Genomic DNA, 22054 nt, shown 5'->3' on the forward strand with positions numbered 1-22054 from the left:
CCGGCCGCGGCCCTGCCCGGAGGCCGTGCCCGCGGCCGGCGGCTCTCCGGCGCGCCCGGCCGGCGGCCCCGAGGGAGCGGGCACCGCGCGCGGCCCCGTCCGGCGCGGTGTCAGATCTGCCAGGAGCGCAGCCGGTCGGCCGCGGCGTAGACATCGGCGTCGCCGGAGATCAGGTCACGGGCGAGATCGACCAGGGCGCCGTAGGGCGGGTCGATGCCGACTCCGCTGACGAACATGTACGCCACGGCGGTGGAACAGGCGAAGCGGGCGTTGGCCGAGGGCAGCGGCCGGAGCACGGCCAGGGTGTGCAGCAGGGCCGCCGCCCGCCAGGCCGGATCGGAGTCCACACCCAGCCGGGGCGGGTCGACGCGATGCCGGGCGACGGCCGCGACCAGGGCGGAGAAGTCGTTGACGGTGGGCTGGTCGGGAAGGACCTCTTCGTGGCGCTGGAGCAGCCAGGGCACGTCGATGTGCAGCACGGGTGCCATCGGTCAGGCGGCCCGCCCCTCGCCCTTGGCGGGAGGTTCGTCGTCCGGGAAGGCGGCGGCGAACTCGTCCTTGTGGGAGGCGAAGAACCGGCGGAAGGCCTCCGCGCCCTCCTGCAGGGCGCGGTGGCGGGCTATGTCGGCCGCGGCCGCCTCGCGCACCAGCGCCTTCATGGACGTACCGCGCTCCTTGGCGATCTGCCGCAGGTCCTCGAGCTCGCGGTCGCTGAACTCCACGTTGAGAGCAGGCATGCCCACACGGTACCGCTCGGGTACTTACTCGTAAATACTCGCAGGTCAAGGGCTACCCGCAGGGGTACCGAACGACCACCCACAAGGGTGCCTCCGGACCCGCGACACGCCGGATCGACGTGTCGCGGGCCGCGGGTGCCTCCCGCGGGCCGGCGGCCGCCGGCCCGCGGTGCCGGCATCAGCCCTGGTCGGCCACGAAGGAGGCCATCCGGGTCAGTGCCGCGTTCCAGTTGATCGTGTGCTCGTTGGTCGACCAGGACTGGATGTCGTCGATGAAGCAGAACTGGCCGACGCAGCCCTGCAGCTTCGACTGGGCGAAGGGGTCCTGGATGCTGGAGTTCGGTCCGCCGGAGAGCGTTCCCGCGGGCGGGTTCGGCAGGTCCGGGTCGAGCTGGCGGGCGTACCAGCGGCTGTGCTGGTTCTGCGCGCTGACCTCCCCGTAGCCGGTGACGTAGGAGATGTTCAGGGCGTTGCGGCCCAGGACGTAGTCCATGCTCTGCAGCGCGCCGTCGCGGTACTTCGCCGCGCCGGTGAGGTCGTAGGCGGTGGCGAGGACGACCGCGTTGTTGAGCACCTGGTGACTGGAGCCCCAGTCGTAGAGGTTGCCGGCGGGCGCGTACGGCATGCCGTACGGGTGGGCCTTCAGCGTGGCCAGGTAGCGGTCGGCGCCCTCGATCACGGAGCGGCGGACCTTGTCCCTGCCGGGCAGCCGGTTCGGCACGGTCGCGAGGTCGAGCCGGCCGGCCGCGGCGGTGCGCGCCCAGTCGAAACCTGTCGGGCCGAAGATGTCGGCGGTGTGCACCGGGGAGTTCAGCACGTACTCCTCGAACCGCCGCTCCCCCGTGGTGAGGTAGAGCTCGGCGGCCGCCCAGTAGAACTCGTCGGAGACGGTGTCGTCCGGGTAGGCCCCGCCGCCGATCCCGTCGTCGGGGTCGGCGAGCAGGTCCGGGTGGGCGAGGGCCGCGGTCCATGCCTTGCGCGCGGCCGCCAGCGCCGTGGCCGCGAACTCCTTGTCGTAGGAGCGGTACAGGCGGGCCGCCTGCGCGGCCGTGGCCGCGAGGTTCAGGGTGGCGGCGGTGGTCGGCGGGTGCAGCTCCCGCTTCTGCGGGTCGTCGCTCGGCAGCAGCGGCAGCCCGGTCCACTGTTCGTCGTGGATCTTGTGGTGGGCCATGCCGGCCAGCGGCTCACCGTCGGGCACCTGCATCTTCAGCAGGAACTCCAACTCCCAGCGGGCCTCGTCGAGGATGTCCGGGACCTTGTTGCCGCTCTCCGGGATGTTCAGGGTGCCGTCGCCGAGCTTGTCCGCCTCGCCCGTGCGGGCGTGCCGGGCGCGTTCGTAGGTGCTGAGCACCTCCCAGGTGCTGATGCCGCCGTTCACGACGTACTTGCCGTGGTCCCCGGCGTCGTACCAGCCGCCGGTGACGTCGAGGGTGTAGTCGCACACGCCCGGCTGACAGGGGACCGCTCCGTCGCCCCGGTTGGGAGCCACGTCGACGTGTCCGGCGGGGCGTCCGTATCCGGGGCGCAGGTCGTCGCGGATCTCCGTTCCGCTGCGCTGGGTGTAGTAGTACTTGGCCGAGTCGAGCCGCAGCCGCTCGTAGGCGCGCGCGTCGATGTCGAAGGGCCGGCTGGTCTCGCCGTCCGCGGTGAGGGTGTAGCCGGTCCCCCGCCCCCGGTAGGAGCCGAAGTCGACCGAGTGGACGTTCTGCCCGGAGGAGCCGTCCACGCCCCGCGGCACCGTCCAGCCCTTGCGGACCACCCGGCCGCGGTCGTCCGTGAGCCGCCAGGGCAGCCGCTCGACGGCATCGGTGACCAGGGTGGCGTTCTTCGGCCCCGAGGGCAGGTAGCCGACCTGGTTGACCCGGACCCGGGGGCCGGTGTCGGGCTCGTACGGTTCCGGCGCGACGCCGCCGAGCAGGGACACGTCGTCCACGCAGAACCGCCAGGGGTCCGCGCTGCCGCCGAGCTGGAAGCCGACCTGCCCCTGCGCGGTGTCGACGGGCGAGGTGAAGGTGTACGAGTAGGTGTCCCCCGAGACGCTGAGCTGCGGGGACACCTCGTAGTAGGTGTCGTACGGCTCCGTCTGCAGGCCGACGATCGCCCGAACGACGTGGCCCGCGGGAGAACCGGTGGCCTGGAAGGAGAAGCGGTACGACTCGCCCTTCACCAGGGTGATGTCGTTCTGGCCGACGGACGCGTCCCAGCGGTTGGTGGTGCCGCCGGGGACGTCGGCGCACAGCCGGCCCTCGGAGGGGCCCGCGGTGACGTTCGCGGAGGCCCACCAGGGGTCGGTGCCGGTGTCGAAGGTTCCGTTGCGGACCTGCTCGACCTCGTCGGCCCCGGCGGGGGCCGCGGGCAGCGCGGTGAGGGCGGTCGCCAACAGGCCGGTCAGGGACAGCAGAGCGGTTCTGCGTCGGTTCACGTCTGGGCTCCTCTGGGGAGGTGCGGGACTCCGGAGCGCACTTTGGGAGCGCTCCCATCTCCGTGCGCGGACCATGGTTGTGGCTGTGGTGACGACCCGTCAACGGGTGGGACGGGACTGGTGACGGTCGGCTCCCGTGCCGCGTTCGCGTTCGCGCGGGGCCCGGACGCACTAGGCTGGGGCTCTGGCGATACACCGGTTCACGGTGAGTGTGCGCGATGGAGTGGCGACGATGAGGCCGGACGACCCGTTCGACGATGCCGTGACGGCCAGGGCCGTCATCGCCGCCGACGGCACGCTCGCGCGGTGGAGCGAGGGCGCGCGCCTGCTGCTGGGACACACGGCCGAGGAGGTCGTCGGCCGGCCGGCCGCCGTCCTGCTGGCCGAGGGGTCGGCCTCCGTCCCGCTGCCGGCCGACCGCTGGAGCGGCACCCTGGCGCTGCGGCACCGCGACGGCGGCACCGTCACCGTGTGGGTGCTCGCCCACCACAGACTTCCGGCGGACGGTGGCCCGGGCGACTGGCTCGTCGTCACCCCGCTGGAGGCCTCGGATCACGAACTGCCCGACGAACCGCTGGTCAGGGCTGCCGTGTACCAGTCGCCCTGTGCCGCGATGGTCTTCGACCGGGCGCTGCGGCTGCGCGGCGTCAACGACGCCATGGCGCACCTCCTCGGACTGCCGGCCGACCACCTGCGCGGGCTGCGGCCCACGGACGTCGGCGGACGGGTGCAGCACAGCGAGCTCGAGCGGCACCTGGACCAGGTGCTGCGCACCGGCCGGCCGCACGAGATGCAGACGTACATGAAGGCCACGAGCGAGAGCCGCGCGCACGCCTGGCTGGCCCGGCTGGCGCCGCTCACCGACGGGTCCCGGCGGGTGCGGGGCGTGTGCGTCACCGCCCACGACTTCTCCGAGCAGTTCCGGGCGCGCGAGCGGCTGCAACTGGTCAACGAGGCCAGCATGCGCATCGGCACCACCCTGGACGTCACCCGTACGGCGCAGGAGCTGGCGGAGGTCTGCGTACCGGCGCTGGCCGACTTCGTCAGCGTGGACCTGCTGGAGCCGGACGAGCCCGGGGGTGAGCCCGTCCAGCCGCGGACCACTCCGGTGTCGCTGCGCCGGGTCGCCCACCGGTCCCGCACCCCGGGCGATCCCGAAGCGACCGTCGAGACGGGTGAGCTGGTCGTCTACCCGGCTGCCGCGCCGCACGCCGACTCGCTGATCGCGGGCCACAGCATCATGGCCTCGATGTCCTCGGGCGAGCTCGACCCGTGGCTCGCCGCGGACGAGGAGCGGGCCCGGGAGATCCGGGAGCACGGAGTGCACTCGATCCTGTCGGTGCCGCTGCAGGCCCGTGGCACCACGCTCGGCGTCGCGGCCTTCACCCGCTTCAGCCACCCCGAGGCGTTCACCCACGACGACGTGCTGCTCGCCGAGGAGGTCACGGCGCGCGCCGCGGTCTGCATCGACAACGCCCGCCGCTACTCCCGGGAGCGCGAGACCACGCTGGCCCTCCAGCGCAGCCTGCTCCCCCGCACCCTGCCGCACACGGCCGCCGTGGAGGCGGCCACCCGCTATCTGCCCGCGGCGCGCTCCGGTGTGGGCGGTGACTGGTTCGACGTGATCCCGCTGTCCGGGATGCGGGTGGCCATGGTGGTGGGGGACGTGGCCGGATCCGGCATCCAGGCGTCCGCGACGATGGGCCGGCTGCGCACCGCGGTGCGCACGCTCGCGGACATCGACCTGGCGCCCGACGAACTGCTGACCCACCTCGACGACCTGGTCCACCACCTGGCGCAGGAGTCGGGCGGCGACCCGGTGCAGAGCGAGGTCGGCGCGACATGTCTGTACGCGGTGTACGACCCCGTGTCCCGCCGCTGCACCCTCGCCCGGGCCGGACACCCGGCACCGGTCCTGATCCCGCCGGGCGGCACGGCCCGGCACCTGGACCTGCCCTCGGGCCCGCCGCTGGGCGTGGGCGGACTGCCCTTCGAGTCGGCCGAGCTGGAACTGCCCGACGGTGCGGTGCTGGCGTTCTACACCGACGGACTGGTGGAGTCCCCCGGGCGGGACCGCGACGCGGGGTACGCGCTGCTGCGCGAGACGCTGTCCGGCGCCGCCGGCCCGCTCGACGAGACCTGCGACCGCGTGCTGCAGTCGGTGCTCGCGCCGGGCGGCGCCGGGGACGACGTGGCCCTGTTGCTGACCCGTATCCACGGGCTGCCGTCCTCACAGGTCGCCACCTGGGACATCCCCTCCGATCCGGCGCTGGTCGCCCCGATCCGCAAGCAGGCCCTCGACCAGCTGGCCGCCTGGGCGCTCACCGAGGCGTCGTTCACGGCGGAGCTGGTGGTGAGCGAGCTGGTCACCAACGCCATCCGGTACGGCGCCCCGCCCATCCGGCTCCGGCTGATCCACGACGCCTCGACGCTGATCTGCGAAGTGTCCGACACCAGCCACACCGCACCCCATCTGCGCCGGGCCAAGACCTGGGACGAGGGCGGCCGGGGGCTGCTGCTGGTCGCCCAGCTCACCCAGCGCTGGGGCAGCAGGCACACGGCCGACGGCAAGACCATCTGGGCGGAGCTGTCCCTGACGGACGAGGCGTGACCTCGGGGCGGCCGTCGGCCGCCCGCTCGTCACCCCACCGGACCGACGCGGGAGCCCGGCCGTCGGCGCGGGGTGAGCGGCTGCGCCGGCGGGCGCCCGGAGCCGGGTGCGTCACTCCGGTCGCAGCAGGTCCAGCGCCCGCTCCCAGCCGAACTCGGCCCGCCCGCCGTCCCGTTCGGTCCCGCCCTCGTACGGATCGCCGAAGCGCACGCCCATGCCGCGCAACCGGGTGAGGCTGTCCCGGTAGGCGGGATGGGCGGCCAGCGCGCCGGCCACGCACGGCAGGACGGCGACGGGCACACCGAGACCGGTGGCCTCGCACAGGGTGCCGAGGGCGAGCGTGTCCGCGATGCCGGCCGCCCACTTGTTGACGGTGTTGAAGGTGGCCGGTGCGACCACCACGGCGTCGGGGGCCGGGAAGGGGCGCGGATCGCCCGGGCTGCGCCAGGCGGATCTGATCCGCCGGCCGGTCTGCGCCTCGACGGCGGCGGCGTCGAAGAAACCGTTCAGGGCGAGGGGCGTCGCGATGACACCGACGTCCCAGCCCCGCTCCTGGGCGCGGGCGATCAGTTTGCTGACGTCGCAGGCGACACCCGCGGCGCAGACCACGACGTAGAGGAAGGGCTTCTCGGTCACCGGGGAACCCTGACCATCCCCGCGAAGACCGATGTCCCGTCTGCCGGGGCGGGCTCAGGATCCCGCCACGAGCCCTCGTGCACTCCCGGTGCCGCTGTCCGCCGCCGCGTCCGCCGCGGGCCGACAGCAGCGGTCCGGCCCCCGGGGAGGACCGCCGCTGTCGCGCTCGTGAGGGCCGCGCTGCTCGCCGGCTACGGCATCGCGATCCCCGTGGGCGCCGTCGGAACGTACCCGCGCGGCCCTCGGCGTCGCCACGGCCGACGGACTGTACGACCTGGCCGCCCTACTCGGCGGCTCGGCACGCGCGGCGGCGCCGGGGCCGGTGCCGGGGCTGCTGCGCCGGGTCTGCGTGCCGGTGCTGCCGGCCCTGGCGGCGTGGGGCGCGGCGACCGCCGTACGGCGGTACCGGGACCATCGGCTCGTCCCGCGCGCGGGGGCGGCGCCCGTGAGTCCGGCACGCGCCACCCCCACCGTGCTCGGGTTCGCGGCGCTCGTGCCCGGCTCCCAGGGCGGGCCCGCGGAGCGGGCCGTGTGCGCGGCGGCGGCACCTGTTCAAAAACCGCGTGGTCCGGATGAATCCCGCGTGCGGCGGTGTTCCACTGATGATCGACTCGGCTGAGTACACGACGACGATGGGACGGATGCCATGCCTCTGCAAGGGGAGTACGAACCCAGCCCGACGCGGTGGGTGCGCGAGCAGGTGGAGCTGTACGAGAGTTCGGGCGGCACGCAGGGGACGACCCTGCAGCAGACGGGGCAGCCGGTCGTCGTGCTGACCAGCCGGGGTGCCAGGAGCGGCAAGCTGCGCAAGACCCCGGTGATGCGGGTCGAGCACGAGGGGCGCTACGCGGCGGTGGCCTCGCTGGGCGGGGCGCCCGAGCACCCGGTCTGGTACCACAACATCAAGGCCGACCCGCATGTCGAGCTCCAGGACGGGCCCGGGAAGTGGGACATGACGGCCCGTGAGGTGACCGGGGAGGAGAAGGCCGAGTGGTGGAAGCGCGCCGTCGCGGCCTTCCCGATGTACGCCGAGTACCAGAAGAAGACGGACCGTGAGATTCCGCTCTTCGTGCTGGAACGGCACGAGCAGGGCTGACGGACGCGGGCCCGCCGGTCCGGAGGATTCTCGCGCGCGGTGCGCATGAAGCCCCGGCCGCCGGGCATCCGTGCCTCAGGCCCCGCCGCGCTCCCCCGTCGCGGCGGGGCTCTCCCATGCCTCGCACGCTTCCGCGGAGCCCCGTTCGGTGACGTCCAGGAAGATCTGCTCCGCCTCGGGGAACGTGTGGGAGATCGACTGCTTGATGCGTACGGCGACCTCCTCGACGCGTTCGCTGTCCAGCCCGGGTACCAGGTCGACGCGGGCGGCCACCAGGACGGTGTCCAGGCCGGTCTTCATGGTGAGGAGCGCCTCCACACTGTCGATCTCGGGCTGGGCGCGCAGCAGTTCCCGGATGCGCGCGCTCGTCTCGGGGGCGACGGCCTCGCCGATCAGCTGGTCGCGGGCCTCACGGCCGAGCCGGTAGGCGACGTAGACGAGCAGCGCGCCGATGGCGAGCGAGGCGGCCGCCTCCCACACCACCCGGCCGGTGATCATGTGCAGTGCCATGCCCGCGATGGCCAGGGTGACGCCCACCACCGCGGTGCCGTCCTCGGCGACCACCGTGCGCAGCGCCGGGTCGCGCAGTCCGCTGCCGAGGCCGCCCTGCCGGCGCACCTGGTACAGGGCGCGCAGCAGCGAGCCGCCCTCGGCGAGCAGGGCGACGCCGAGCACGATCAGTCCGGCGACGTAGCCGCCCAGGTCCTTCTCCTCGCCCCCGCTCCTGAGCGCCTCGATGCCCTGGTAGAAGGAGAAGCAGCCGCCCATCACGAAGATCCCGACGGCCGCGAGCAGTGACCAGAAGAAGCGTTCCTTGCCGTAGCCGAACGGGTGACGGCGGTCGGCGGGGCGGCGGCTGCGCCGCAGGGCGGCCAGCAGGAACACCTCGTTCAGGCTGTCGGCGACCGAGTGTGCCGCCTCCGACAGCAATGCCGGGGAGGCGGCGGCCAGTCCGCCGATGGCCTTGGCGACGGCGATCACCAGATTGGCGGCGAGCGCCACCAGCACCGTGATCCGGGTTCTGCGATCCGATCGAGTACTCACCCTCGGCCGATTGCCCCGGTCGGCCCAGGGCACACCGTGCCGTCGGCGGAAAACGGGGAACGCGGTCACAGGGACATCCGAACGGCGACGAGGAGAGCATCATGGGCCGCGACGACGGGGGCGTCGGCAACAGCGCGTACGGCAGGAAGAAGTTCAGGAGGTCGAAGGCACACTTCGCGGACCGGATCACCGCGGACGGCCGGGATTCCTGGCCGGTGGAGGCGGGGCGCTACCGGCTGGTGGTGAGCCGCGCCTGTCCGTGGGCGAGCCGGGCCCTGGTGTCCCGGCGGCTGCTCGGTCTGGAGGACGCGCTGTCCCTGGCCGTGACGGACCCGGTGCAGGACGACCGGAGCTGGCGCTTCACCCTGGACCCGGACGGCCGGGACCCGGTGCTCGGCATCCGGTTCCTGAGCGAGGCGTACGAGCGGCGCGAGAGGGAGCACCCGGGCGGGGTCAGCGTGCCGGCGGTCGTGGACGTACCGAGCGGGAAGCTGGTCACCAACGACTACCAGCAGATCACTCTGGACCTGGCCACCGAGTGGACGGCCCTGCACCGCGAGGGGGCGCCCGACCTGTACCCGGAGGCGCTGCGCGACGAGATCGACGCCGTCGTGGAGGCCGTGTTCCAGGACGTCAACAACGGCGTGTACCGGGCGGGTTTCGCCACGGACCAGGAGGAGTACGAGGCCGCGTGCACGGCCGTGTTCCGGCGGCTGGAACTGCTGGCGGGACGGCTGGAGCGGCAGCGGTACCTGGTCGGTGACACGATCACCGAGGCGGACATCCGGCTGTTCACCACACTGGTGCGGTTCGACGCCGTGTACCACGGCCACTTCAAGTGCAACCGCTGGAAGCTGGCGGAGAACCGGGTGCTGTGGGGTTACGCCCGCGACCTCTACCAGACGCCGGGATTCGGCGACACCGTGGACTTCGACCACATCAAGCGGCACTACTACCAGGTGCACACGGGGATCAACCCGTCCGGCATCGTGCCGCTCGGCCCCGACCTGTCCGGCTGGACGACGCCCCACCACCGTGAGGAGCTGGGCGGCCGGCCGTTCGGGGACGGCACTCCGCCGGGGCCCGTACCGGCCGGCGAGGAGGTGCCCGCACGGGGCCGCCCCTGACCGCCCGGCCCGACCGACATCCACCGAACACCATCACGAGACCGATCCGGGAGATCGACGTGGCGAAGAAGAGCAAGAAGGCGAAGAACAAGATGCCCCTGGCGTACAAGCCGGTCGGGTTCGTACTGGGCTGGACGAGCGGCACCCTGGCCGGGATGGCCTTCCAGAAGACCTGGAAGGTGATCCGGCACGAGGACAACGCGCCGGACGCCCTGGACCGGGACCGCCGCTGGGGCGAGATCCTGCTGGCCGCCGCCATCCAGGGCGCCATCTTCGCGGTGGTGCGCAGTGTCGTGGACCGGGCGGGCGCCAAGGCGATCGAGCGTTCCACGGGCAGCTGGCCGGTCCCGGACGACGGCGGCCGCGACTGAGGTGAGGGTTCAGCCCTGCTTCGGCGCCGTCGGGGTGCCCCGGCGGACGACGAAGGAGTGGCCCGCCGGGTCGGCGTAGCCGCGTTCCTCGGCGGGCCCCGCGGGGTCGCCCGACTCGATCGGGCGGCCCCCGAGACTCACGATCCGGCGTTCCACCGCGTCCAGGTCGTCCACCACGAACTCGAGGTGCGCCTGGAGGGAGTTCTCCGGGCGCGGCCAGCTGGGCGCGGTCGCGTTGGCGTCGCGGCGCAATGCCAGCCGGAAGCCGTCGGCGGCCCGGATCTCCACCCGGTTGGCGTTGGCGCCGGCCTCGTCGGCTCCCAGCAACTCCTTGTAGAACTCGGCGAGTTTCTCGGGCTCGGCGCAGTCGAGCACCACCACGCCCGTCGTCACCAGTGCCATGTCTCCTCCGGGGTCCCGGTGCGGGGCGCTGCTGCCCCGCCCTGTAGGGGGAACCTGTCCCCGCTCGCCGGTTTCAGTCGGACCTCCCCGCACGGAGGCGACACGGAAGAACTCGGTCGCAATGCGAAGACATATGTCAACCGGGCATGCTCAAATGCAGTCGACCGAAGGTAACTTGCGGGGCAGGCAACGCCGTTGGGAGCCCTCCCCGCCTCCGTTGCGCCCAGCAGGCTGGAGGAGATGGCCTCGTGCGGTACGAACCCGCGCCGCTGACCCGGCATCTGCGCGTCCGCCAGGACCGGGGACACACGGTGCTGGAGTTCCGCGGCGAGATCGACATCGCCGCGGCCGCGGAGATCGTCCCGCACCTGGACATGGCGACCACCGACCCGAAGGCGCGGATCGTGATCGATCTGACCCGGGTCGAGTTCTTCGACTGCTCGGGCCTGCGCCTGCTGTACCGGGCGCGGCACCGGACGGCGGACGGGCCGGGGAGCCTGCGCCTCGTCTGCGCGCATCCGTTGACCCTGCGCATGCTCCGCATCACGGGTCTGTCCCGGCTGCTGCCCCCGTGGCCGACCCTGGAGGCGGCCCTGGGGCGGCCGGAGTCCGCGTCCGGCCCGGCCTGACGGCGACCGGGGCCGCCGGCACCTCCCCGGGGGCGCCCGCCGTGCGCCCCTCCACGCTTCCGCCGCACTTGTCGGATCCTCAACTTCCTTGTCTGGCCCGCGAACTGGCGGGCATCCGGACTGACAGGAAGGAGGGCCGTCGCCATGACGACTCCCGTGAAGGCAATGACCGCGCGCGTTCCCGGCTGGGTGAAAGTGGTCGGCTCGGTGGTGCTCCTGCTGGCCGTGCTGTTCGCCGGCCTGCGGCTCAGCGTGCTGCCCGGCCTGAAGGACCTGTTCGGTACGGAGACCCGGGACCGCTCGGGCCCCGCGCTCCTGGAGTCCATCCAGGACATCAGCCGTTACGACGCCGCCTCGGGCAACTTCCAGGTCGTGGTGGACCTGGAGAAGGACGCCAAGTTCCTGCCCGACGCGGTCCGCGGCAGCCGCACGCTCTACGTGGGCGCGGGCACCGTCGACGCCTATGTCGACCTCGGCGCGCTGGGCAAGGACGACGTACGGGTCGACGAGGACCGCACGTCGGCGACGCTGCGTCTGCCCCACGCGCGCCTGGGCACACCGGCGCTGGATCCCGAGCGCTCCTACGCCGTCTCCAAGCAGCGCGGGCTGTTCGACCGGCTCGGCGACCTCTTCTCCGACAACCCCAACAGCGAGCAGGCCGTGCAGAAGCTCGCGGTGCGGCACATCGGTGACGCGGCGAAGGAGAGCGGACTCACCGCCCGGGCCGAGACCAACACCACCGAGATGCTCGAAGGTCTGCTGCGCTCCCTGGGGTTCGAGAAGGTGCGCGTGACCTACGGCGACTGAGCACCCCGGCCGGGGGTAACAGCCGTACCACTGACGGAAGTTGACGACTGGAGGACCGCATGGCCCGCGCCGCCCCACGACCGCTCCCGCTGCCCCTGCGGCTGCTGGTGCTGCTGTGTGCCATCGTCTTCATGGTCGTCTTCGCGGTGGTGCTGGCCCAGCTCACGCTGCAGCCCTCGCCCGCCTCCGAGGCACTGACCCATACCAATCTGCACCCGGGCCGCTCCCTGCGGGCCTATCTCGACCAGCCCGCGCTGCGCGACGCCGTGCGCCAGATCGGCGGCAACATCCTGCTCGGCGTCCCCTTCGGTGTCCTCGCGCCGGTCGTCGCACCGCGCACCCGTGGTTTCCTGCGCGTGCTGGTGCTGACGGCCGTGGTGATGCTGCTGGTCGAGGTCGCCCAGGGGTTCCTGGTGACCGGACGCGCCTTCGACATCGACGACGTCATCCTGAACACCAGCGGGGCGCTGATCGGCTATCTGCTCGTGGGCCGTCGCCTCAGCCGCGCGGTGCACGCGCGGAAGCCGAAAGCCTGACCGGCCGGCGGCGGGCGCCGGGTCCTCCCGGCGCCCGCCGCGGGGCTCCAGGGCAGCCGTGCCGGCGCCCGGACCGACGCGGCACGTCGTGCCTAAGGCCGTTCGTCCCGTTCCCGCCGCTCCTGGGGGAAGCGGCGCACGGTCCAGGTGAGCTTGTCGCCGCCCACCCAGCGGACGGTGTCCGGATCGTCCAGGTCGTGGACCGTGATCCCGAAGGCGGCGGCGGCTTGCAGCACGTCGGTGAGCGTCCTGGCCTCACCGACCACCTGTCCGTCGATCTCCACGATCCGGAACGGCGGGGTCCCGGGCTGTACCCCCAGCACCATGATCCGCGGGTGCGACATGTACGGGCTCGCGCTTTCCGTCATGCCTTCGAGGGTAGAGCGCAAACCGGACGAACGCGGCGTCCGCCGTCGTGCGGTCGTACCCGCCGTGGGGAACCCTGGAGCGAGGAGGTGGCGATGGAACCCGTCGAGGCGCTGGAACGGATCGCCTTCCTGCTGGAGCGGTCCCTGGCACCGACGTACCGCGTCCGGGCCTTCCGCACCGCCGCGCGCACCCTGTCGGAGCTCGGCGCGGACGGGGTGCGCGAACGGGCGGCGGCCGGGACGCTGGAGGGGCTCAAGGGAGTCGGGCCGAAGACCGCGCAGGTGGCGTACGAGGCACTGGCCGGCGAGGAACCCGGATATCTGCGGAAGCTGGAGGACGAGGCGGAGCGCCGGCCCGCGGACCGGGACGGGCAGCCCTTGCGCGACCTGCTGCGCGGGGACTGCCATCTGCACTCCGACTGGTCGGACGGCGGCAGCCCGATCGAGGAGATGGGCCGCACCGCCGCCGCGCTGGGGCACGAGTGGGCCGTGCTGACGGACCACTCGCCGCGGCTGACCGTGGCGCGCGGGCTGTCGGCCGGCCGGCTCCGCGAGCAGCTGGACGTGGTCGCGGAGCTCAACGAGACGTGGGCGCCGTTCCGGCTGCTGACCGGGATCGAGTGCGACATCCTCGAGGACGGCACCCTCGACCAGGAGCCGGAGCTGCTGGAGCGGCTGGACGTCGTGGTGGTGTCCGTGCACTCGAAGCTCCGCATGGACGCGCGGTCGATGACCCGCCGCATGGTGTCGGCCGTGCGCGACCCGCACTCCGACGTCCTCGGCCACTGCACCGGACGCCTGCTCACCGGGCGCGGCCGGCCCGCATCCGAGTTCGACGCCGACGAGGTGTTCGCGGCGTGCGCGGAGACCGGCACCGCGCTGGAGATCAACAGCCGGCCGGAGCGGCTCGACCCCCCGCGCCGGCTGCTGCGCCGTGCGGTCGAGGCGGGTGTGCTGTTCTCCGTCGACACCGACGCGCACGCGCCGGGCCAGCTGGACTGGCAGATCCTCGGGTGCGCCCGGGCGCAGGAGTGCGGGGTGCCGCCGGAGCGGGTGGTCACCACCTGGTCCCTGGACGAGGTGCTGGCGTGGGCCCGGGAACGGAAGGTGCCCTCCGGAGTGACGGGCGGCTGAGGTGGTACCCGTCCCCGCCCTCAGGAAGGAGCGCGTATGGAACGGGCTGCCGTGTTCGACGTGGACGGCACTCTGGCCGACACCAATCACCTGCATGTGACGGCCTGGTGGGAGGCGTTCCGGCAAGCGGGCCACCAGGTGCCGATGCACGCCGTCCACCGGGCCGTGGGACTGCCCTCCTCCGACCTCGTCGCCCATCTGCTCGGTGAGGACCGGGACACCGGACGCGACGAGGAACTGAGCGCCGCGCACAAGGCGCTGTACGGGCAGTACTTCGACCGGCTGCCGCCGCTGCCGGACGCCGGACGGCTGCTGAAACGGCTGCACCGGGACGGCTGGGCGGTGGTGCTCGCCACCTCGGCCGGCGGCGCGGAGCTGAGCGCGCTGCGCCGGGCGATCGGCGCCGACGAGGCCATCACCGCGACGGCGAGCGCCGACGACGTCGAGCGGGGCAAGCCCGCGCCGGAACCCGTCGAGCACGCCCTGGAACTGGCCGGGGTACCGGCCGCGCGGGCGGTCTTCGTCGGTGACACGGTGTGGGACATGCGGGCGGGCAGCCGCGCCGGGGTGCGCTGCGTGGGCGTCCTGTGCGGGGGCATCCCGCGGGCCGACCTGGAGGAGGCCGGCGCGGAAGCGGTCTACGACGGTCCGGCTCACCTCCTGGCGTCCCTGGCGGACAGTCCCCTGGCATGAGGTGCCGGGCGGACGGGATACCCGCAGGGCATGGTGCGTACGTGGGAAGAGATGCCGCCGGGTGAGACCGGCGGGCAGGTCTCGGCGGTCGCCAGGCTGCGGGAGGCCGTGCGCTGGGACGCGCGGTCCGTCGCACGGGCGGCGCGGGCCGCCTGGCGCGGGCCGGGGCGGGAACGGGACCTGCTCGTCCAGTCGCTGAAGGCCGCGGCGGCGGCACTGCTGGCCTGGGTGCTGGCGCAGGTCTGGCTCGGCGATCCGATGGCCCTGATGGCGCCGTGGGTGGCGCTGGTGCTGGTGCAGGCCACGGTCTACAGCTCGATCCTCCAGGGCACCCGGCAGTTCGCGGCGATCTGCGTGGGAGCGCTGGTGGCCTCGGGGGCGCAGGCCGTCACCGGGGACACGACGGGCGCGCTCGCGCTGTCCGTGCCGGTGCTGGTGCTGCTGTCGAACTGGCCGCGCTTCGGCGACCAGGGCATCTACGCCGCCACCACGGCGGTGTTCACCATCGCCACGGGGACGGTGAGCGCGGCCGCGGTCGGTCACCGGCTGGGCCAGGCCGCACTCGGCGCGGTCATCGGGATCGCCGTGAACGCGCTGGTGCTGCCGCCGATCCATCTGCGCGACGTACGGGAGAACCTGTCGGCGCTGGCCCGTGAGACGGGCGAGGTGCTGCGCACCGTCGCCGGGGACCTGCGCGAGGGCGACTGGGACGGACAGACGGCCGTCGGATGGGTGGGCGCCTCCGCACGGCTCCAGGACCGTCTGGGGGCGTTGCGCTCGGCGCGGGGCTGGAGCACGGAGAGCCTGCGGCTGACCTCGGGTGTCCTGCGCGCCCTGCACCGGGCGCCGACCACGGGGCTGCCGCCGGCGGAGGAGGACGAGCGGTTCGGCCGCGTCACCGGCCACGTCACGGCGCTGACCCGCACGCTGGCGGTGGCCGCGGACGAGGAGCGCACGCCCGCCGCCCCGGACGAGGAGGTGCTGCGCTCCTACGCGGAGCTGCTGGAACTCCTCGGTGACAGCTGCCGGGCGGAGGCCGACCGGCTGCTGGGCGGGAGCGCCCGCGAGGACCCCCTGCTCGACGAGCGGACCGAGGCGGTGATGCGGGAGCTGCACGAAAGGCTGCAGGAAGGGCTGCGCGAGCACGCCGGGCAGGGCGCCGCGCGGACGGCGGTCCTGGGAGCGCTGCTGCTCCAGGCGGAGAACCTCTGGGCGGACCTCGACGGCGGGGACCGGACCCGGTGACACACCTCACGCCCGCGTCCCGGCCCCACCCGGAACAGCCCGCGGGGGCCGGCCGTTGAACAGGACGTGGGTGCGGACGGGACAGTGTCCCCGGGCCTCACCATTCGCCCACAGGGACGATCGTTCGGCTGAAGCCCTGTGGAGCCCTTCGCCGAGAGGCGACCGCCGTCCGCGCCCACCCTCTGTCCGCCCCGGCCGTGATCCCCCCGTCACGGTCGGGGCTTTCCCTGTGCGCCGCCCCGTCGCTCACCCTCCGGCGGCACGGGAGCGACCCTCGGCCCGCCCCGCCGGAGTGAACGCCTTCGCCTCGGGGGTACCCGCCGGGTCCGCGGAGCGTACGGCCGAGAGGAGCTCAGGGTGAGCAGCGCAACGGGCATGAGGGTGGTCGTGACGGGCGCCACGGGCAACGCCGGGACCAGCGTGGTGCGGGCGCTCGCGGCGGAACCGGAGGTGGCCTCCGTACGGGGGCTGGCCCGGCGGATCCCGGAGTGGTCGCCGCCGAAGACCGAGTGGTCGGCGGTGGACGTGGCCTCGGACCGGTTCGATCTCGTGGAGGAGTTCGCCGGCGCCGACGCGGTGATCCATCTGGCCTGGGCCTTCCAGCCGACGCACGATCCGGCGACCACGTGGCGCACCAATGTGCTCGGCAGCATGCGGGTGTTCGACGCGGTGGCCGAGGCGGGGGTGCCGGCGCTGGTGCACGCCTCGTCGGTCGGGGCGTACTCACCGGGCCCGAAGGACCGGACGGTGGACGAGTCGTGGCCGACGCACGGCTGGCCGGACGCCGCGTACTGCCGGGAGAAGGCGTACCTGGAGCGGGCGCTCGACACGTTCGAGCGGGACCGGCCCGGCACACGGGTGGTGCGGATGCGGCCCGCGTTCCTGTTCAAGCGGGAGTCGGCGAGCGAACAGCGCCGTATCTTCGGCGGCCGTTTCCTGCCGGGACCGATGGCACGCCCCGATCTGCTGCCGTTCCTGCCCGACATCCCGGGGCTGCCGGTCCAGGCCCTGCACACCGACGACGCGGCCGACGCCTACCGGCTGGCGGTGCTGTCCACCGAGGCGCGGGGCGCCTTCAACCTCGCCGCCGAGCCGACCGTCGACGCGGACCTGCTCGGGGAGATGCTCGGCACCCGCCGGGTGCGGCTGCCGCGCGCCGCGGCCCGCTCGGCGGTCGCCGCCGGATGGGGGCTGCGGTTGTTGCCGGCCTCCCCCCATCTGTTCGACGCCGTGCTGAGGCTGCCGCTGATGGACTGCTCGCGGGCGCGCGACGAACTGGGCTGGCGGCCGGTGCGCACGGCGACGCAGGTGGTGGAGGAGTTCCTGCTGGGTCTGCGGCAGGGGGCGGGGGACGTGACGGAGCCGCTGCGCGGGCGCAAGGCGGGCTGAGCGCCGGGTTGCGCGGACGCTCCCGGGGTACTCGCGAGGACCGGCACATGGAGGGAGAAACGACGTGACCGACCACCGTCTCGAAGGCCCCGGTGAGAACGGCGCGGCCGTACCCCGCGACCTGCCCGATCAGCAGGCCGGTCCGGGTGAGGACCCCTGGGAGGTCGCACCGGCCGCCGCGGAACGGGAGAGCGAGAAGAAGGCGGGCGAGTCGGAGGAGCCGGATGCGGACGGCGCCGATTCCGACGTCCCCGACACGGACGAGGCCGGAACGGGCCGCAGGGGCGCTCCGCACTCGGCGTCCGGCAACCCGGAACACCCGGTCCCCGACGAGCCGTCGGCGTAACCCGTGCGCCCGGGCGCGGGCCCGCCCGGCGGGCGCCGCTCAGCGCGGGGCGCGGTCCTCCAGGGCGGTGCGCCAGGCGGGGGGCGGGGACTGCGGGTCCGGGTCCGGGCGGCGGCCGCCGCGGCTGAAGAAGCCGGCGAGCGGCAGGATCGCGGCGCCCACGGTGACCGCGTCGGGACCGAGCCGGCCCAGTTCGATCGTCACCTTCTCCGCCGGGTGGCGCAGCGCGTACGACAGGGCGTGCCGGCGCACGGCGGGCAGGAAGCGGGAGCCGAGCTGGAGGCCCGCCCAGCCGCCCATGAGGATGCGTTCCGGCTGGAAGAGGTTGATCAGGTCGGACAGGCCCGCGCCCAAGTACTCGGCGGTCTCCTCCAGGACGGCGAGCGCGACCGGGTCGGGCGGCGTGCCGTCGGCGGGGTAGGCGGCGGCGAGCATCGCCGTCAGGGCCGTCTCCTCGTCCACGCCCCCGGGCACCGGGCCGCCCTCCTCGCGCCACCGGGCGAGCAGCGACTCGGCACCCGCGTACGCCTCCAGGCAGCCCAGCGCACCGCAGCGGCAGCGGCGCCCCCGGACCCGTACCGTCAGGTGCCCCCATTCCACCGCCCGGCCGTGCTCCACCTCCGGTGTGACCAGGCAGGCTCCGACGCCGGAGCCGAAGAGGACCACGAGCGCGTTGCGGGCCCCGCGTCCGGCCCCGAACCACATCTCGGCCTGGCCGAGCGTCCTGGCGCCGTTGTCGATGAAGTACGGCACGCTGCCGGGGAGCGGGGAGCCGGTACGCAGCAGGGACTCCAGGGGGACCCCGTCCCAGCCGATGGTCTGCCCGTGCACGACGGCGCCGCGGTCGGGGGTGTGCTCGACGATGCCGGGGACACCGATGCCGACGCCGAGGAGCCGCTCGGGGGCGAGTCCCGCGGCGGCGAGCACCTCGTCGATGCCGGAGCGGATGTGGTCGACGATCACCTCGACCTCGTAGCGCTGCTGCTCCAGCGGGCGTTCGGCCCGGGCGAGCTCGGTGAGGGTCAGGTCGAACAGTTCGACGCGGACCCGGGTCTCCCCCACGTCGACGCCGATCATGTGGCCGCTGGCCGGCGCCACCCGCAGCAGGGTGCGCGGCCGGCCGCCGTCGGAGTCGACGCTGCCCGCCTCCTCCACGAGCCCGTCGGCGACCAGGTCGGCGACGACGTTGCTGACGGATCCGGAGCTGAGGCCGGTGGCGGGGCCGAGCTCGAAGCGGCTCAGCGGGCCGTCGAAGTACAAGCGTTGCAGCACGGCCGTGCGGTTGGCCCGCCTGAGGTCGCGCACCGTGCGCCCGTTCCGCCCCGCCATGTGGCTCCTTCCGACACCCTGCCCGACCTGCAACATACCGGTGGGGCAGGTTCCGGCGCGACTTCCCTCCCCCCTTATTTCATGCTGTGAACTAACAAGGGGCGTTGCCTGGTCGCGCCGCGGTCGGAAAATCCGTTGGCTCCCCGGCGGCCCGGTTCCTACCCTGAACCGGAAAGATCCGGACCCCCTGACCTCTGGGCTCCGGAAGATCACGCACAGCACGCGCCGCGGCGCACGCCAGGAGACGGCCTTCATGAGAGCGCTCACCGAGCAGGACATCCGTACGTCGTTCATCAACTGTTCGAAGGGTGAGGCCAAGCGGCTGGCCGTGCCCCGGGGTCTGGAGGCGCGCCCCTGGGACGATCTCGACTTCCTGGGCTGGCGTGATCCGGGCGCGCCCGACCGCAGTTACGTCGTCGTCGAGCGCGAAGGGCGTCCCGTCGGGGTGGCCCTGCGGTTCCAGCCCGCCCAGCGGGGCTTCCTGCACCGCAGCATGTGCTCCCTGTGCCTGACGACGCATCCGCGCGGCGGTGTCTCCCTGATGACGGCGCGCAAGGCGGGAGCGGCCGGCCGCGAGGGCAACTCAGTCGGCGCCTACATGTGCACCGACCTGGCCTGTTCCCTCTACCTGCGCGGTCTGAAGGTGCCCGAGAGCGGGGCCCGCTTCGAGGAGAGCCTCACCCTGGAGGAGCAGATCGACCGCACGCGGCGCAACCTGTTCGCCTTCCTCGACACGTTGTAGCGACCGCCCGCTTGTCCGCCGGGTGACTGCCGTCGCCGCGAAACACGTTCGTCGCGTCCGGGGAAGGGGAACCGTCCCGAGATGCAAGGTGTACGTGAGATGACCGCCCCGGCCGTTCAGTTCGTCAAGCGGCGCCGGGACCCACTGGCCGTGCAGACGGTGCGGTCGGCGGCGGCCGCCACGATCGCCTACGTCATCGCCGTACGGTTCAGTCCCGAGACCGCGCCGCTCACCGCGCCCCTGACCGCGCTGCTCGTCGTCCAGGTCACCCTGTACTCCACGCTCACCACCGGGCTGCGCCGGGTGAACGCCGTGGTGACCGGGGTCGTCGTGGCGATCCTGTTCAGCCTGCTGGTGGGCCTGACCTGGTGGAGCCTGGGCCTGCTCATCCTGTCGTCGCTGATCATCGGCCATCTGGTGCGGGTGGACGAGTTCGTCCCCGAGGTGGCGATCAGCGCGATGCTGGTGCTCGGGGTGACCACCCACGGGGACACCGCCTGGGCCCGTATCGTCGAGACCCTGATCGGAGCGGTCGTCGGGATGGCCTTCAACCTGCTGCTGGCTCCGCCGGTGTGGGTGGAGGAGGCCGGCGCGTCGATCGAGGAGCTGGCGCGGCGGGTGCGGCAGCTGATGCTGCGGATCGGCGAGGAGGCCGCGGAGGGCCCGCCCTCGGCGCGCGCGGAGGCCCGGCTGTACGAGGCCCGCCGGCTGGACCACGACATCTCCGAGGTGGACGCGGACCTCCGGCAGGCGGAGGACAGTCTGCGGCTCAATCCCCGCGTGCGCGAGGGACTGCTGCACCGGATCGTGCTGCGCACCGGCCTGGACACGCTGGAGATCTGCACGGTGGTGGTGCGGGTGCTGGCCCGCACCCTGACCGACCTGTCCAAGGAGCGCGGGCCCGGCCGGCTGTTCGCGCCGGAGACGGGGGCCGTCTTCGCGCAGTTGCTGTCGGAGATCGCCGATGCCGTGGTCAGCTTCGCGGTGCTGGTGACCACGAGTGTCAGCGCGAACGCGGAGTCGGCGGAGGACCGGCTCGCCTCCCAGCTGCGGCAGGCGGCGGCCACCCGGGACAAGCTGGCCGAGGCCCTCTTCGCCGAGGCCCGGCGCGACGCGCGCCAGTGGCAGCTCCTCGGGGCGGTGCTGACCGAGGTCAACCGCATCCTCGACGAGATGGACACCGAGCACCGTACGCGCAGGCTCTTCGAGGAACTGGACCGGCACTCGCGGGAGCAGCGCGAGCGGCTGCCCCGGCTCACCGGGCTGCGGGACCGGCTGAGCCGGAACCGCCGCGGTGCCTCCGCTCGTTCTTGAGCGGAGGGGGCCCGGCGCGTCCGCGCGGGGTCCGGCGACGCGAAGGGGGCGTGTGCGGATGACCGGGGGCACCGTACGGATCGACGGGAACACCTTGCGGCTGCCCGGGGGTGTGGCGGTGCGGTTCGTCCGGACGCTGCGGCTGCCCGAGTCGGGCACGCACGCGCTGCCGCCGGGCCTGGGCGAGTTCCCGGTCCGGCGCGTCGCGGACTACGGGGACGCGGTGCCCGAGGCGTGGCGGGCGCGGGGCGGCGTGATGCTGCCGGTGTATCTGCGGGAGGCGATGTGGCTGAGCTTCGCGGGCACGCGGGAGCCGGCCGCGCTGCAGGTCGGAGTCGGCAAGGTGTGCGCGGTGTCGGGCCGCCCGTGGAGCGACCGGCTGACGCGCGACCCGCAGAACTACGTGGTCCTGCCCCGCCAGCCCTGGCTGGACGGCATCAACTCCGGGAGGGGCACGGTCCGCCAGTTCGTGGCCGTGCCGCTGGGCCTCGGGGCGACGGTCGAGGGACAGGTCACCGGTGAGGAGGTGTGGGGCGGTGTCCAGCTGCGGTCCTTCCCGCTGGACGACGGTCCGCTGGCCCGGTGGCGCGAGGAGGAGGGGCGGCGCCGGGCGGCGGTGCGGGCACGCTCGGCGGCGATGGGGCTCGGGGCCGGGGGGTCGATGCGGCAGGAGGTCTACGCGGACGACCGGCCCCTGACCGACTGGTCCGAGAGGCCCGCGGGGCGGGTGTTCGTTCATCTGGTCACCCCGCCCCAGTGGCGCGGCATCACGGGTGAGGCGCCGCCGCCGTCGCCCGTGGACCGGGCCGCCTACACCCGCGCCGGCCTGCCCTGGTTCGACTACTACGACCAGGACGGCGAGGACCTGGCCCCCTCCGACGCGCTCCAGGGGGTGAAACCCGTCGGCGACTGGCTCGGCGACGACCACGAGCCCTGGCAGGACCCCTCACCCCACCAGGTGAAACCCCTGGGGGACGCGCCGGGCGCGCCGGTGCGGGACGGGGACTGGTAGCCCGGCCCGGCCGCGCTCGCCCGCCGTCGACGGCCGGCGCCCGTTCACGGGCGTGGATGCCCTC

At 73.5% G+C, this 22054-nt stretch carries 23 protein-coding genes and 1 pseudogene; 16 read left to right on the forward strand and 8 right to left on the reverse strand.

The annotated features are described in order from the left end of the window. Positions 1-110 precede the first annotated feature (110 nt). From IE172_RS21730 to IE172_RS21740, 3 genes are all read right to left on the reverse strand, one after another. Positions 111-488: a toxin Doc gene (locus IE172_RS21730; protein ID WP_189556372.1), complete on the reverse strand. Its 378-nt coding sequence runs from the start codon at positions 486-488 to the stop codon at positions 111-113. A gap of 3 nt (positions 489-491) precedes the next feature. Further along, a complete protein-coding gene (locus IE172_RS21735; protein ID WP_103541942.1) occupies positions 492-737 on the reverse strand; it encodes a hypothetical protein in 246 nt (81 codons plus the stop codon). A gap of 178 nt (positions 738-915) precedes the next feature. After that, on the reverse strand, positions 916-3159 hold the full coding sequence (locus IE172_RS21740; RefSeq protein ID WP_190098950.1) for a glycoside hydrolase family 9 protein: 2244 nt from the start codon (positions 3157-3159) through the stop codon (positions 916-918). A 232-nt stretch (positions 3160-3391) separates the two neighbouring features. Here IE172_RS21740 and IE172_RS21745 point away from each other — a divergent pair, with 232 nt between their 5' ends. Then, positions 3392-5770, forward strand: a complete 2379-nt coding sequence (locus IE172_RS21745; RefSeq protein ID WP_190098951.1) for a SpoIIE family protein phosphatase — start codon at positions 3392-3394, stop codon at positions 5768-5770. Positions 5771-5881: 111 nt separating this feature from the next. Here the strand turns inward: IE172_RS21745 and IE172_RS21750 are convergent, their stop codons facing one another. Beyond that, positions 5882-6406 carry a flavoprotein gene (locus IE172_RS21750; protein ID WP_190098952.1) on the reverse strand — a complete coding sequence of 175 codons (525 nt, stop codon included), beginning with the start codon at positions 6404-6406 and terminating at the stop codon, positions 5882-5884. Between the two features lie 168 nt (positions 6407-6574). Between IE172_RS21750 and IE172_RS34640 the strand changes: the two are divergent. Further along, positions 6575-6953: pseudogene (locus tag IE172_RS34640) on the forward strand (lysine transporter LysE); the annotation flags it as partial. Positions 6954-7052: 99 nt separating this feature from the next. Further along, positions 7053-7502, forward strand: coding sequence for a nitroreductase family deazaflavin-dependent oxidoreductase (locus tag IE172_RS21755; protein ID WP_190098953.1), 450 nt, complete (start codon positions 7053-7055; stop codon positions 7500-7502). A 75-nt stretch (positions 7503-7577) separates the two neighbouring features. Here IE172_RS21755 and IE172_RS21760 read toward each other — a convergent pair whose 3' ends face one another. Next, complete coding sequence (locus IE172_RS21760) at positions 7578-8546, reverse strand: cation diffusion facilitator family transporter (protein WP_229886254.1); 969 nt, start codon at positions 8544-8546, stop codon at positions 7578-7580. A 101-nt stretch (positions 8547-8647) separates the two neighbouring features. Here IE172_RS21760 and IE172_RS21765 point away from each other — a divergent pair, with 101 nt between their 5' ends. After that, on the forward strand, positions 8648-9673 hold the full coding sequence (locus tag IE172_RS21765) for a glutathione S-transferase family protein (RefSeq protein WP_190098954.1): 1026 nt from the start codon (positions 8648-8650) through the stop codon (positions 9671-9673). 59 nt (positions 9674-9732) lie between these two features. Beyond that, entirely contained in the window at positions 9733-10044 is a 312-nt protein-coding gene (locus IE172_RS21770) for a DUF4235 domain-containing protein (protein ID WP_190098955.1), read from the forward strand. Between the two features lie 9 nt (positions 10045-10053). Here IE172_RS21770 and IE172_RS21775 read toward each other — a convergent pair whose 3' ends face one another. Continuing rightward, on the reverse strand, positions 10054-10446 hold the full coding sequence (locus IE172_RS21775; protein ID WP_190098956.1) for a VOC family protein: 393 nt from the start codon (positions 10444-10446) through the stop codon (positions 10054-10056). A 248-nt stretch (positions 10447-10694) separates the two neighbouring features. Here IE172_RS21775 and IE172_RS21780 point away from each other — a divergent pair, with 248 nt between their 5' ends. From IE172_RS21780 to IE172_RS21790, 3 genes are all read left to right on the forward strand, one after another. After that, positions 10695-11075 carry an anti-sigma factor antagonist gene (locus IE172_RS21780; RefSeq protein WP_229886257.1) on the forward strand — a complete coding sequence of 127 codons (381 nt, stop codon included), beginning with the start codon at positions 10695-10697 and terminating at the stop codon, positions 11073-11075. A gap of 144 nt (positions 11076-11219) precedes the next feature. Beyond that, positions 11220-11882, forward strand: coding sequence for a DUF4230 domain-containing protein (locus IE172_RS21785; protein ID WP_190098958.1), 663 nt, complete (start codon positions 11220-11222; stop codon positions 11880-11882). 59 nt (positions 11883-11941) lie between these two features. Continuing rightward, entirely contained in the window at positions 11942-12418 is a 477-nt protein-coding gene (locus IE172_RS21790; protein WP_190098959.1) for a VanZ family protein, read from the forward strand. 92 nt (positions 12419-12510) lie between these two features. Here the strand turns inward: IE172_RS21790 and IE172_RS21795 are convergent, their stop codons facing one another. Beyond that, complete coding sequence (locus IE172_RS21795) at positions 12511-12786, reverse strand: hypothetical protein (protein ID WP_190098960.1); 276 nt, start codon at positions 12784-12786, stop codon at positions 12511-12513. A gap of 93 nt (positions 12787-12879) precedes the next feature. Between IE172_RS21795 and IE172_RS21800 the strand changes: the two genes are divergently transcribed. The 5 genes from IE172_RS21800 (at position 12880) to IE172_RS21820 (ending at position 17593) form a co-directional block, all read left to right on the forward strand. Further along, on the forward strand, positions 12880-13920 hold the full coding sequence (locus IE172_RS21800) for a PHP domain-containing protein (RefSeq protein WP_190098961.1): 1041 nt from the start codon (positions 12880-12882) through the stop codon (positions 13918-13920). 36 nt (positions 13921-13956) lie between these two features. Further along, positions 13957-14613: an HAD family hydrolase gene (locus IE172_RS21805; RefSeq protein WP_190098962.1), complete on the forward strand. Its 657-nt coding sequence runs from the start codon at positions 13957-13959 to the stop codon at positions 14611-14613. 51 nt (positions 14614-14664) lie between these two features. Further along, entirely contained in the window at positions 14665-15858 is a 1194-nt protein-coding gene (locus tag IE172_RS21810) for an FUSC family protein (RefSeq protein ID WP_190099086.1), read from the forward strand. Between the two features lie 357 nt (positions 15859-16215). Then, positions 16216-17247, forward strand: a complete 1032-nt coding sequence (locus IE172_RS21815; RefSeq protein ID WP_190098963.1) for an SDR family oxidoreductase — start codon at positions 16216-16218, stop codon at positions 17245-17247. A 64-nt stretch (positions 17248-17311) separates the two neighbouring features. After that, positions 17312-17593 (forward strand): hypothetical protein, encoded by a 282-nt coding sequence (locus IE172_RS21820; RefSeq protein WP_190098964.1) that lies wholly within the window; start codon positions 17312-17314, stop codon positions 17591-17593. 39 nt (positions 17594-17632) lie between these two features. Here IE172_RS21820 and IE172_RS21825 read toward each other — a convergent pair whose 3' ends face one another. Further along, positions 17633-18922 (reverse strand): ROK family transcriptional regulator, encoded by a 1290-nt coding sequence (locus IE172_RS21825; RefSeq protein WP_190098965.1) that lies wholly within the window; start codon positions 18920-18922, stop codon positions 17633-17635. 253 nt (positions 18923-19175) lie between these two features. Here IE172_RS21825 and IE172_RS21830 point away from each other — a divergent pair, with 253 nt between their 5' ends. The 3 genes from IE172_RS21830 (at position 19176) to IE172_RS21840 (ending at position 21990) form a co-directional block, all read left to right on the forward strand. Next, entirely contained in the window at positions 19176-19664 is a 489-nt protein-coding gene (locus IE172_RS21830) for an FBP domain-containing protein (protein WP_190098966.1), read from the forward strand. Positions 19665-19745: 81 nt separating this feature from the next. Next, a complete protein-coding gene (locus IE172_RS21835) occupies positions 19746-20978 on the forward strand; it encodes an FUSC family protein (RefSeq protein ID WP_190098967.1) in 1233 nt (410 codons plus the stop codon). Between the two features lie 58 nt (positions 20979-21036). Then, a complete protein-coding gene (locus IE172_RS21840; RefSeq protein WP_190098968.1) occupies positions 21037-21990 on the forward strand; it encodes a hypothetical protein in 954 nt (317 codons plus the stop codon). The last annotated feature ends 64 nt before the right edge of the window (positions 21991-22054 follow it).

The sequence above is a fragment of the Streptomyces griseoflavus genome (assembly GCF_014649995.1).
In the GTDB taxonomy this organism is placed as follows: domain Bacteria; phylum Actinomycetota; class Actinomycetes; order Streptomycetales; family Streptomycetaceae; genus Streptomyces; species Streptomyces griseoflavus.